Source organism: Pseudoalteromonas ulvae UL12 (genome assembly GCF_014925405.1).
GTDB lineage: Bacteria > Pseudomonadota > Gammaproteobacteria > Enterobacterales > Alteromonadaceae > Pseudoalteromonas > Pseudoalteromonas ulvae.
Window position 1 is genome coordinate 270,475 of record NZ_AQHJ01000023.1, and the last position, 11,896, is coordinate 282,370.

The 11,896-nt window shown below is 43.8% G+C and carries 11 protein-coding genes; 5 read left to right on the plus strand and 6 right to left on the minus strand.

What is annotated here, in order from left to right; genetic code table 11:
- Positions 1-896: 896 nt before the first annotated feature.
- Entirely contained in the window at positions 897-1,631 is a 735-nt protein-coding gene (locus PULV_RS04720; RefSeq protein WP_193331056.1) for a substrate-binding periplasmic protein, read from the minus strand.
- A 168-nt stretch (positions 1,632-1,799) separates the two neighbouring features.
- Positions 1,800-2,138 (minus strand): zinc ribbon domain-containing protein YjdM, encoded by a 339-nt coding sequence (locus PULV_RS04725; RefSeq protein WP_086743197.1) that lies wholly within the window; start codon positions 2,136-2,138, stop codon positions 1,800-1,802.
- Between PULV_RS04725 and PULV_RS04730 the strand changes: the two genes are divergently transcribed.
- Together PULV_RS04730 and PULV_RS04735 are read left to right on the plus strand one after the other, a co-directional pair.
- Complete coding sequence (locus tag PULV_RS04730) at positions 2,137-2,292, plus strand: hypothetical protein (RefSeq protein ID WP_193331057.1); 156 nt, start codon at positions 2,137-2,139, stop codon at positions 2,290-2,292. The genes PULV_RS04725 and PULV_RS04730 overlap by 2 nt on opposite strands.
- A gap of 49 nt (positions 2,293-2,341) precedes the next feature.
- Positions 2,342-3,754 carry an MFS transporter gene (locus tag PULV_RS04735; protein ID WP_086742708.1) on the plus strand — a complete coding sequence of 471 codons (1,413 nt, stop codon included), beginning with the start codon at positions 2,342-2,344 and terminating at the stop codon, positions 3,752-3,754.
- Positions 3,755-3,834: 80 nt separating this feature from the next.
- Here the strand turns inward: PULV_RS04735 and PULV_RS04740 are convergent, their stop codons facing one another.
- The 3 genes from PULV_RS04740 to hutH form a co-directional block, all read right to left on the minus strand.
- Positions 3,835-4,866 carry a cytosolic protein gene (locus PULV_RS04740; protein WP_086742707.1) on the minus strand — a complete coding sequence of 344 codons (1,032 nt, stop codon included), beginning with the start codon at positions 4,864-4,866 and terminating at the stop codon, positions 3,835-3,837.
- A 180-nt stretch (positions 4,867-5,046) separates the two neighbouring features.
- A complete protein-coding gene (locus PULV_RS04745) occupies positions 5,047-7,059 on the minus strand; it encodes a urocanate hydratase (RefSeq protein ID WP_086742706.1) in 2,013 nt (670 codons plus the stop codon).
- Positions 7,060-7,072: 13 nt separating this feature from the next.
- Entirely contained in the window at positions 7,073-8,566 is a 1,494-nt protein-coding gene (gene hutH / locus PULV_RS04750; protein ID WP_193331058.1) for a histidine ammonia-lyase, read from the minus strand.
- Positions 8,567-8,725: 159 nt separating this feature from the next.
- Here hutH and PULV_RS04755 point away from each other — a divergent pair, with 159 nt between their 5' ends.
- The gene (locus PULV_RS04755) at positions 8,726-9,619 is read left to right on the plus strand and encodes a LysR family transcriptional regulator (RefSeq protein WP_193331059.1); all 894 of its coding nucleotides are present in this window, start codon (positions 8,726-8,728) and stop codon (positions 9,617-9,619) included.
- Between the two features lie 26 nt (positions 9,620-9,645).
- Here PULV_RS04755 and PULV_RS04760 read toward each other — a convergent pair whose 3' ends face one another.
- Positions 9,646-9,966, minus strand: a complete 321-nt coding sequence (locus tag PULV_RS04760) for a hypothetical protein (RefSeq protein WP_140372824.1) — start codon at positions 9,964-9,966, stop codon at positions 9,646-9,648.
- A 176-nt stretch (positions 9,967-10,142) separates the two neighbouring features.
- Between PULV_RS04760 and PULV_RS04765 the strand changes: the two genes are divergently transcribed.
- Together PULV_RS04765 and PULV_RS04770 are read left to right on the plus strand one after the other, a co-directional pair.
- Positions 10,143-11,285: a sensor histidine kinase gene (locus PULV_RS04765; RefSeq protein ID WP_227009354.1), complete on the plus strand. Its 1,143-nt coding sequence runs from the start codon at positions 10,143-10,145 to the stop codon at positions 11,283-11,285.
- Complete coding sequence (locus PULV_RS04770) at positions 11,282-11,896, plus strand: response regulator (RefSeq protein ID WP_086742701.1); 615 nt, start codon at positions 11,282-11,284, stop codon at positions 11,894-11,896. The genes PULV_RS04765 and PULV_RS04770 overlap by 4 nt, the downstream gene beginning before the upstream one ends.

The window sequence follows — 11,896 nt, forward strand, 5'->3', positions numbered from 1 at the left end:
TTTTAAGGGTGAAAAGGGTTTCCCTTGCTTAATGCAACCTATTTTGCAGCTTTTCTATATTATGAACCAAGCAATACAGTTGCTACTGAGAAGAAACATTTGGCACCCATAAATATCTCATTGATTTTAAATAGTTTGTATTTAAAATCAATACAAAATCGGTATCAAAATTAGTTATGGATTGAATAACTTCTGTTTATAAATCATTGATTGTAAAAATCACAAACAAACTCTGTCGCTATATAAAGTCGTTTACACAAATAACACCGATGCCAATCTCCCCGTGATCACGCCCTAAGAATAACCAATTGATGAGTCATGCATTTCATGGATGAAATGTAAGGTGAAGCTTGGCCATGGATGGCCTATCTTCACCGCTGACGTTCACATCAATTGATTATTTGCAGGATAAAGCGTGATGTCGGGGCGCTGGGGTGACGAAAGACCAAAGCACCGCTTTGCAGCTTGAGGAAGTGGAAGCATGGATGCTGACAGGAACCCCGCTTCATGGATGAATTACAACCGCAAAATAGTTCAGGGCTCCACCCCTCTTTGGCTGCCCATGCCCTCGCGACAACGATGCTAATTTGCAAAGCGATTCTTAAAACTAAACACAATAGTTAATTGGAAAACGAGGTGAATTCTGAAAGAGCTGTCGGGCTAAAGCCTGACCTACTAAAAACGGCCGAGCTTCATTCGCCTTCGCAAACAGGCTTGCACCTACCGTAAAATCTCAAAATATACACCAATGCCAAATCCCCCGTGATCACCCCCCTAAAAATAAGCAATGGATGAGTCATGCATCTCAGGATATAACACAATCAAAGCGGAAGATTTTGCATTAGAAACAGTCAATCGAAAATAGGGGAAGCTCAGGGATAAAGGAAAACTCACTCTTAGTTTTTAGCTCCCTCGCTTATTGAAGCTTCTATTTTTTTCCTTTGAACTGCAATATTGCGCCAAATAGTTTGGACTACCGCTGGGTGCGACTCATAAAAGCCTTTATTGAAAGGAAGATACCAATTTGATTGCAACATTAAATGTTGGCTCACTTCGACATCTTTAGTGTGGTTAATAAGCTCCAATAAGTGAATTCCAATCTGACGCTCAACGACATAACCATCGAGTTTATTCATAGCAACCATTTTCAAACCCTCTTTTGGCCCATATTGGTAGGGGCTTAACCAGTTTTTATCTTTAAGTATGTCCAACACAACATAACCAAATGGCGCGCCAATCCCTGTTTTAGGTTGGTACTGGGCCGCGACAAACGGCTTTCCTTTAGCTCTAAATACAGGATATTGTGCTAACCATAAGTACCAATGCGATAATTTATTTTCTGGTGGGAACGCAAATGTTTTTTTTCTTTCATCCGTTTCGATCATCGCAAATAAAGCGTGGGCTTCACCTGATATAACATCTTGCTGACACCGCTTCCAAGGTTTTGAATATAACGCTAGCGAAACACGTGTATCTTGAGCGGCAGCAGTGATGATATCGACCAATATCCCCTTCCCAACATTATCTTCCCTGTAAATATAGGGCGGATAATTATTGTCTTCATAACAAATTTTAAGTGATAGTTGTTCAGCAGAACTCGGCGTGGCCATCACTATTAGTGCCATCAACATAATTGTGCACACGTTAGACAAATCAGGTAGTTTAATAACCTTTCCTTAATAGTAAAATTTAACTAAGGGGCCTCATCAGTCTCATTTTTTCTGAGTACTCCAATTAATATTATAGGCATTAATATCAATTTAAAGTAACCGGCGAATGATTGCCATTCGCCCTCATTTTTAGGCTTTTTTCACATACGCGGCAGTGACCATCATTTCACCCACACCATCGACCTTGCAATCTAGTTGATGGTCTTTACTGTCTTTAATCCAACGAATGACTGCTTTAGTGCCTATTTTAATCACTTGCGAGCTGCCTTTGATTTTTAGATCTTTTATTACAGTGACTTTATCGCCCTCGGCAAGCTGCGTGCCATTGGCATCTTTTACATTCACCGCATCATCGTCAGAGGCCGCCTCTGACGGATCCCATTCATATGCGCACATTGGGCACACTAACTGGCTTTGATCTTGGTACACAAACTCAGATTGACACTTAGGGCAAGGAGGTAATGACATGGCGCTATTCTCGTACATCTTGGTAAAACAGTATGGTATACCCAAGATCCCCAAAAATAAAACCGATTATGATAAGCAATTGCTGCAAAATGACACTGATTGGCCATTTCGTTACCTAATTACAAAATCACACTCATTGTTGCTTGGAATATAACTTTAACTCCCCTAGTATCTAGTTGTCTTTGTTCATAATTTGTAGAAAAATGAAATCATTCCCCTCTCTTTATTTTGCCAACCTTTTTTTAATCAGTGGCACAGGTTTACTCACCACTTATCTGGCGCTGTACCTTGGCCAGCATGGCACCTCAACCTTCTGGATAGGTTTAATGACCTCGTTTTATTATTTAGGCCTATTATTGGGTTCTAAATTAGGTTATCACCTGATTAAATCCGTTGGCCATATTCGAACCTTTGCAGCCAGCACAGCAGCAGTGACAGCATGTGTGGCCGCTCACGGTGTCAGCGACAATATTTACCTCTGGCTTGGCTTACGCTTATTTGTGGGTCTGGGTATGATGTGTAATTACATGGTGCTCGAAAGCTGGTTAAATGAACAAGCCGCGCCAGAGTCCAGAGGCCGTGTTTTTTCGTTTTATATGATCACTTCTTACTTTGGCATGATTTTAGGGCAATATGCGCTGTCACAATTTCCAGAGTTAGGTTATGCCCCGCTATTTTTAGTGTGTATGGCATTGGCACTCGGGATTATTCCTATTTCCGTTACTAGGCGGATCCACCCCAAACCCCTCAAGCCAATCCAAGTTAGCTTGTGGAATTATTTTAAAAAAGCGCCGCAATCATTAACCGCTATTTTATTTGCCGGCATCATTAACGGTAGCTTTTATGGTTTAGGGCCCACTTTTGCCAAATCATCAGGTTTTGACGCATCACAAATCGCCATTTTTATGTCAGTGACAATTTTGGCCGGCTTGCTTGCTCAGTGGCCAATGGGCTTTTTATCCGATCGCATTCGTCGCAGTATTTTAATTCGCACTAACGCGATATTGATTGGCGTCACTAGTTTATCGCTTTATTTCCTACCTGTGTCGCCCTATTACGCTTTTGGATTAACCTTTATTTTTGGCTTATTCGCGTTCACTTTGTATCCGCTATGTTCGGCACTCGCCAATTCTCGGGTTGATGATGAAGACCGTGTCGGAGTCTCGTCAGCATTATTGGTTCTCTTTGGTGCCGGTGCTGCATTGGGCTCAGCAGGAAACGCCCAAATCATGGCTTATTTTGGCCATCAGGCGTTATATGGATCGATTGCAGTATTAACGGCTCTGATGTTTATGCTGTTAACCTACATCAATTCACGCCAAAAAGTTGAACAACCCGATACCAGCGATTATGTGGTCGGCACCTCAGATGTGACCAACTCACCTCTGGCGGCCACGATGGATCCTCGCATTGAAGAAACCACCGCGCACGACCAAATGTTAGTGGTCGATGAGCACCAAGATGATTCAAATGAGCAAGCGGACAATATGGCAAATGACCTTACCAATCCGATGCAAGGTGAATTGTTCAGCTCCCAAAGCGACGATTCACACAGCGGTTCTAACAGTAGTAACGGTAGTAACGAGCCTAGTGATACCCACAAACAGACACTGTAACGAGTAATCATATTACTGGTATCAATACTAAAAAAGGCTTATCACCATCCAGTGATAAGCCTTTTTTATTCGAGTCTCGTTTACTCAAGTTGCTTGAGTTTGTGGGCCACCAAAGGATCATCGGGCGCGAGTTGTTGCGCCACTTCCAGTAATTGAATGGCATCTTCCGGGTGGGTTTCTTGATGCTTCAGCGCCACGTCAATTAATGGTTGAATATCAATTTGAGCTTGATGCTCTTGAATATGAGCCTGTTTCTCATCAATTAAAATTCGATGTGCAGTGCTAAGTAACCCCAATCGATGGGCTGAATTTTTATTGGCTCGGTTTAACTGCTTGTAATAATCTTCTTTAAAGCGCAACGTACGAGTTTGCTGCCTAAATTGAGCAATATCAATATCTTGATTAAGAATAAAATCGACAGCAACTTGCTTATAAAAACCAAATTTATTCAAATACGTTGCATGGGTGCCATGGCCCATACCAAACACTCGTAAATGCTTCAGTTGCGGGTAGCGCTTGGCATGACTGCGGTCAATGCGATTAGTTGGATCGTAAATGATGTATCCTTTGGCATCACCTAAATCAAGGTCGTGATACGCTCCTTCCCAATCAAACTGCTGCGCAATATCTGTACTAGAGCGATCATCCCACGGGGCTAACTGCTTGTTCTTGGTACTGACGGGGTGAAACAATAACACTTGATCTAATTTGAGTAATCGCGCAAAAGAACCAATGGCAAATCCCCCTCGGCTTAGTCCGTAACCGAGTCGTTGTTCAAACGGATCCAACATAGTGGCAATTTGTTCTAGGAAAAAAATCACATTGCGATTTCTAAACCAATTGCTTTTACCAAGATGCTGAAAAGCTATCACATTCACATTCTGTTTTTTAGCGAGGCGATAACCCCATGGCGCAAAGTCATCATGCAGATCATGCTCTTGAACATCGGTACCAGCAGGTGAAAACAAAAACAGTAACGGTCGGTTCAGATCAACAAAGTCATACTTCACGTACACATCGCCAAGTAAATCGCCCCCCACCATAGGTAGTCTCGCTTGCTGCTCGTCGCGGGCCAGTGTTAACCATTCATCTAACCAATACAGTAATTTCATTTTTCCTCCAGCTGATGAAATTCGGCGAAGATCATAACAAATTAGCAGATGTATGCACAATTTGATTTAAATTTGCCTGCACTTACTTGCGCCACACTTGCGCCAAACAACTTTAAATGCAGCTTAAACAAACAAAAAACGAGGCCTGAGCCTCGTTTTTACCGTCGCTAAAAAGCAACTTTACAGCGACAAATTGTCAAACACCGCGTCATCCACTCGGTTTGCAAGGGTTACTTTTAGTTTAGGTGTACGAGCCATTTCGCGTTTAATGGCAAAATTAGCTTCTTCATTGCGTGCCCAGCTTCGACGGGCAATACCGTTATTGACATCAAACAGTAACATCGATTTTAAGCGTCGCTCAGCATCGGCGCTACCATCTAGCAGCATTCCAAAGCCACCGTTAATCACTTCGCCCCAACCAACTCCACCACCGTTATGAATTGATACCCACGTCGCGCCACGAAAGCTGTCACCAATCACATTGTGAATCGCCATATCGGCGGTAAAACGGCTGCCGTCATAAATGTTAGATGTTTCACGAAACGGTGAATCCGTACCACTCACATCGTGATGATCACGCCCAAGCACCACAGGGCCAATGTCACCGCGATTAATCGCATCGTTAAAGGCTTTGGCGATTTCCATCCGCCCCTCTGCATCAGCGTACAAAATCCGCGCTTGTGAGCCAACCACCAGCTTGTTTTGCTTCGCGTCTTTAATCCATGTGATGTTATCTTGCATTTGCTGCTGAATTTCAGCAGGTGACTCAGCCATTATTTTAGTTAAGACATCAGCTGCAATAGCATCTGTTTTATCTAAATCTTCAGGCTTGCCAGATGCACACACCCAACGGAACGGGCCAAATCCGTAGTCAAAACACATCGGGCCAAGAATATCTTGAACATACGATGGGTATTTAAAATCAATACCGTTCTCGGCCATCACATCGCCACCCGCTCGCGAGGCTTCGAGTAAAAAGGCATTACCGTAATCAAAAAAGTAGGTGCCTTTGGCGGTGTGTTTATTGACCGCTGCCGCGTGGCGCTTGAGGGTCGCTTGTACTTTTTGCTTAAAGACTTCTGGCTCTTCACGAATGAGGCGATTTGATTCTTCATAGCTAATATCAACCGGGTAATAACCGCCCGACCACGGGTTATGCAGCGAAGTTTGATCTGAACCTAAGTGAACATAAATACCTTGCTGGTCAAATTTTTCCCACACATCCACTATGTTACCAATAAAGGCTATCGAGACGACTTCTTGATTGTGTTGTGCCAATTTAACACGGGCAATTAAGTCATCGATGTTATCAATCAGCTCATCAACCCAACCTTGTTGATGGCGTTTAGTCGCCGCTTTAGGGTTGACCTCAGCACACACAGTAATACAGTTGGCAATGTTACCCGCTTTTGGTTGCGCGCCACTCATACCGCCAAGGCCTGCGGTTAAGAAAATTTTGCCTTTAGGGCTTTCGCCTTGTGCAAGCACTTTTCGAAACGCATTCATCACAGTGATAGTGGTGCCATGTACGATGCCTTGTGGCCCTATGTACATAAACGAGCCAGCAGTCATTTGGCCATACTGAGTGACGCCAAGTGCATTAAATTTTTCCCAGTCATCAGGCTGTGAGTAATTCGGGATCATCATGCCATTAGTTACAACAACTCGCGGTGCTTCTTTTGAAGATGGAAAGAGCCCCATCGGATGACCCGAATACATGTGCAAGGTTTGATCTTCTTCCATTTCGCTTAAGTATTTCATTGCTAACACATACTGCGCCCAGTTTTGGAACACCGCGCCATTGCCGCCGTAGGTGATTAGCTCTTCTGGGTGCTGTGCCACAGCAGGATCAAGGTTGTTATCAATCATCAGCATGATGGCCGCCGCTTGTTCACACTTTGCCGGATAATCACTGATCGAACGCGCAGTTAAGCTATAACTTGGCTTAAAGCGATACATGTAAATGCGGCCAAAGTTTTTAAGCTCTTGTGCAAACTCTGCCGCTAACTCGCTGTGCCACTCTTTAGGGAAATAACGCAGAGCATTGCGAAGCGCAAGCTGCTTTTCATCCGCTGATAAGATGTCTTTACGTTTTGGCGCGCGGTTCGCATCAGCCGGATATGGCTTAGCAGCAGGTAGATCGTTTGGGATCCCTTGCTTGATCTGGGCTTGAAAATTCATCAGGTCTGTCATTCGAATGGGCTCCTTAATTCACTGTCAGTGATTGTGATTTTACCAAGGCAATCATGGCATCGATATCCGGCTTGAGCAGGCGATCTTCTTCAAGCTTGGCCACTTTTTCGCGGATAATGGCAAAGTTTTCTTCGATGATATCAGAGCAGGTATTTGGTCGTCTAAAGTCAATCGCTTGCGCGGCGTACATGAGTTCAATGGCAATGATTTTTTCTAAATTACCTAAAATCTGATTAAGTTTACGACCCGAAATACTGCCCATAGAAACATGATCTTCTTGCCCCATTGATGTCGGTACGCTGTCTGCTGAAGGTGGGAAGCACAGTGATTTATTTTCAGTCACCAATGCCGCAGTGGTGTACTGCGGGATCATCATGCCCGAGTTTAAGCCACCTGATGATGTCAATAAACGTGGCAAACCGTGCAAGCCCTCAAGCAATAAATAACAACGACGATCAGCAATGTTGCCAAGCTCCGCTGCCGCAATCGAGGCATAATCAAGCACCATCGCTAGTGGTTGGCCATGGAAACTACCGCCAGAAATCGCTTCTTCGCTGCTGATGATAATGGGGTTATCAGTCACCGAGTTCATCTCGATTTCAGCCAGTTCTTTTAAGTGATTGTACGCATTACGTGAAGCACCATGCACTTGTGGAATACAGCGTAGTGAATACGGATCTTGCACGCGATCACAATCTGAATGCGCTTGCATATTTTGTGAATCTTTAAATAATCGTCTCATACGCCCTGCGACTTCAATATTACCCGCAAAAGCGCGCAATTGGTGCAACTCAGCTCTAAAAGGTGATTGGCTGCCTTGCATGCCTTCGATGCTCATCGCACCGGCCACATCGGCTAAATCAAGTAAGTAGCGCATTTTTGTCAGTGCAGTAATCGCATGCGATAAAATAAATTGCGTCCCGTTGATTAATGCCAGTCCTTCTTTTGCATGCAACTCTAGTGCTTCGAGGTTGTGCTCTTTGAGCGCTTGTGCGGCAGGGACTGTGCTGTCACCTTGCCAAAACTCCCCTTCACCAATTAAAGGTAAAAATAAGTGCGATAACGGCGCTAAGTCACCCGATGCACCGACTGAGCCTTGCTCTGGCACAGTTGGAATAAGATCAAGCTCAATAAACTTAAGCATGCGCTCAACCACCACTAAGCGAATACCTGAAAACCCTTGGCTCAGCGCCTGTACTTTGGTGATCAGCATCAATTTAGAAATCGATTTATCAATCGATTCGCCCACACCTACTGCATGGGTAATTAAGAGATTTTTTTGTAAAAGGTGAGTTTCAGCAGGTGAGATTTGTGTGTCGCACAATGGGCCAAAGCCAGTATTGATGCCATATACGGCTTTATCAGAACTGGCCATAATGTCGACATTTTGTCGGCTTTTATTAATATTATCGATGGCTTCTTGGCAAAGCTCAGCCGTTATGGTGCCATTAGCGATGCCATTGACGATATCTAGGTTTAGTTGGTCGATACCATATCTAAACGTCATATTTCTCTCCTCACTCATTGTTCTTATACGTCTCGAATGCACTCATTTAATGCACTCGTGACGCGCAATGACCTAATGCTAGCTTGCTGCTGTTGTTTTATAAATGCATAATAATCGATGTTTATTCCGATTTTATCGAACTAAAGAGAGAGCAAACCAATGCAAGTGCATGATGTTGACCTACGCTTATTGCGTATTTTTGTTGCTATTGTTGAATGCGGAGGGCTCTCTGCGGCTGAATCACGCTTAAATATCGGTCGTTCGACCATTAGTTCGCATTTATCGGACTTAGAAGTGCGTTTAGGAATAAAACTGTGCAAACGCGGGCGCAGCGGCTTTGAATTAACCGAATCAGGCCGCATTACTTACCAAGCCTCACTGGAGCTATTACAGCAATGCGACGCCTTTGCCAGCACAGTGGCTAGCTCTAAAAACGAGCTTTCGGGTCGCGTAACCATTGCGATTATCGACACCCTGGTTAGCGATCCCCGCTCGGGCGTTGCACACGCCATTGCCGCGCTGAAAAGTAAAAGCAAAAACATTCAGTTTGATATCAATGTCTGCGAAGCCCGCGAAGTCGAAACCTCTGTGGTCAATGGTCGTTCGTTAGTGGGAATTGGTGTCAGCCGTCATCATTTACGCGGCCTGACTTATACTCCGCTTCATAACGAAACCAACTATTTGTACTGTGGTGTGGGTCATCCGTTATTTAATTGCCCACCTCAATCGGTCGACGCACATTTGGCTGATGCCGAGGTGATCACCAGTAATTATATGCGTGATAAAGAGCTGCGAAACGATGGTTTAAACTACCAAAATAGCGCCATAGCCTACCATGATGAAGGCATTGCTCACTTGATTTTGTCGGGCAAATTTATTGGTTACTTGCCCGAACACTACGCGGCGCATTGGGTTGAAAAAGGGCTGTTTAAAGCCATAAACCCAGCCCAATACTCTTACCAAATTCCACTGATGCTGATCACCACAAAAACGGCGACACCCTCACCTTTAACACAAGCCATTATTAAAGAAATTAAGCGCAGCCATCAGTAACAAATAAGAATCAATCTTTGCAAACTTTATGCTTTTTGAGCCGCACAATGCTGAGTTAAATAGTCAACCCACCACGATGGATCTGCCATTATAAACTCAAAAGAGCGCCCATCAGACAGCGTGATGTGGATAGCGCTGGCAGTGATAGCCAAAAGCCCTGCAGCTTTGCCTGATGCAAGTTTAATGTTTGAAATATCGTTGCAAGCAAAATTATATGGACCTAAGCCAAATGCCGCATTAAGGGGCGTAAACCCAACCTCATTGGCTGTGACCCAAAACGTCCCATCAGCCTTCGCCACACCTTGCTGCGCTGTGGCAAACGTTGAGTTAAGTTTCGTATTTTGCACAATCACCTTCCTTCATGTTATTTGTTGAGATAAAACGCATGCTAAAACGAATCAAACTGGATCATAGCGAACCCAGTGCATGACTCACAAGTGTCAAAGCTCATACTTCAGCTATGACATCTGTCACTGTTTTAGTCTTTAAAAATTTGTATAATCATCAAAAAAAGTGGAACTCTATGGATACTCCCATCCGGCATAACACTGACTGGCGTTTTTCAACTCTCACCTCATGGCTTGCGGCCACAGGAGCGTGTGCTTACTACGCTGATTCTTTTTTGAACTTGACAATATTACTGGGTATCAATGTATGCATTTTGCCGTTACTTCTTTATGTGATTAAACACCCGAATAAGCATGTATTGCCCATGGCTGGCTGCTATTTTTTACTTATTTTGTGCCTGCTCCCGTTCACATCCACCTCATTGGTGTTTATTCACTTAGTGATGTTTACCGCTGTGTTTAGCCCCCACTTTGCGCTCTCGCGTTTTGTCATGGCTATTTTGGGCGCAATGCTCGTTTACGGTGCATGTCATTATGATACTTGGCAAGGCGATATACCTTGGCTGATGTTTATCGTATGGTTCTTTTTTTGTGTAACAAATTGGTTTATCAGCCGTAAAATAGTCGAAAGCCTTAATATGCATTATCAATCTCGTCAGAATTACAAAGAGCTGCAAGCCACTCAGCAAATGATGAGTGCCATGAGCGCGAAACAAGAACGACGAGCAATTTCACGAGAGTTACACGATTCATTAGGCCACAAGCTCACGGCGTTAAGTGTTAATTTAGATTTTGCAAAGCGCACCGCCCCAACAGACTTGCAAACAATGCTGATAAACTGCCATCAAATCAGCCAAGATGTGCTCGAAGAGGTCAGAGACATAGTGAGCACACAGCGTGAAGATAAAGCACTGCTCAAAGAGGTAATTGAATCCATTTGTGCGCTGACACCCAACTTAAAAGCACACATCAACATTGATAAAAACAGCGCGTACATGTCACAAGATAGTACGTTATGTGTCATTCGCTTTTGCCAAGAAATGCTCAGTAATACGCTTAAGCACACACACGCGACAGAGATTACATTTAACGTGACGCAAGAGGAACAACACACGATGCTAAGCGCTGAGGCTTTTCATAATCAACCAGAAACGGTGCTCCCAAAACCGGGTAATGGCTTAACAGGCCTCGCTGAACGAGTCGCGCAATTTAATGGCCATTTCACGCAAGCCATCGAAAATCAGGTCTTAATCAATACCATTAACCTGCCTTTATGTCAGTCCAATCATTCGCATGCAAATGCAGAGGTCATCCAATGATTAATTGTCTACTCGTTGAAGATCAAACCTTGTTAAGGTTGGGGCTTGCAAACTTACTTAACCTTGAGCAAAGCATCAATGTCAGTAGCCAAGCTAGTGATGGTGTTGAGGCGTTGCAAAAGCTCAGTGAAGCCCATTTTGATATTGTGCTGCTTGATATGCGCATGCCGAACCTAGATGGATTAGGTGTACTTGAAGCTATGAAACAACGCGGGGACAACACGCCTGTTTTAATCATCACCACTTTTGAAGATTGCGATGTCTTGGTCAAGGCGATTAATTTAGGAGCTAAGGGTTATGTACTCAAAAACATCGAGTTAGAAGAGTTCATTAATGCGATTAATACAGTTATCAGCGGTCAGCTCGTGCTGCAAGATGCGGTCACTCACTATTTGCTCAATCAACAAAACTCCCCGAGCTATCATTTAACAGTAAAAGAGCTCAGTGTATTGCGTTGTATGTCGTTGGGTATGGCCAATAAAGCCATCGCGCGTTACCTAGATAACTCAGAAGGCACCATTCGTAATCATGTCTCGCAAATCATCGCAAAATTAGCAGTACAAGATAGAACACAAGCGGTCATTAAAGCGATTCAAAATCAGTTGGTGTAA

Bases quoted from the DNA above. Each gene is read 5' to 3' on its own strand.
- PULV_RS04720 (WP_193331056.1), bottom strand. From the start codon at position 1,631: ATGTTGATGGCACTAATAGTGATGGCCACGCCGAGTTCTGCTGAACAA.
- PULV_RS04730 (WP_193331057.1), top strand. From the start codon at position 2,137: ATGGCGCTATTCTCGTACATCTTGGTAAAACAGTATGGTATACCCAAG.
- PULV_RS04725 (WP_086743197.1), bottom strand. From the start codon at position 2,138: ATGTCATTACCTCCTTGCCCTAAGTGTCAATCTGAGTTTGTGTACCAA.
- PULV_RS04735 (WP_086742708.1), top strand. From the start codon at position 2,342: ATGAAATCATTCCCCTCTCTTTATTTTGCCAACCTTTTTTTAATCAGT.
- PULV_RS04740 (WP_086742707.1), bottom strand. From the start codon at position 4,866: ATGAAATTACTGTATTGGTTAGATGAATGGTTAACACTGGCCCGCGAC.
- PULV_RS04745 (WP_086742706.1), bottom strand. From the start codon at position 7,059: ATGACAGACCTGATGAATTTTCAAGCCCAGATCAAGCAAGGGATCCCA.
- hutH (WP_193331058.1), bottom strand. From the start codon at position 8,566: ATGACGTTTAGATATGGTATCGACCAACTAAACCTAGATATCGTCAAT.
- PULV_RS04755 (WP_193331059.1), top strand. From the start codon at position 8,726: ATGCAAGTGCATGATGTTGACCTACGCTTATTGCGTATTTTTGTTGCT.
- PULV_RS04765 (WP_227009354.1), top strand. From the start codon at position 10,143: ATGGATACTCCCATCCGGCATAACACTGACTGGCGTTTTTCAACTCTC.
- PULV_RS04770 (WP_086742701.1), top strand. From the start codon at position 11,282: ATGATTAATTGTCTACTCGTTGAAGATCAAACCTTGTTAAGGTTGGGG.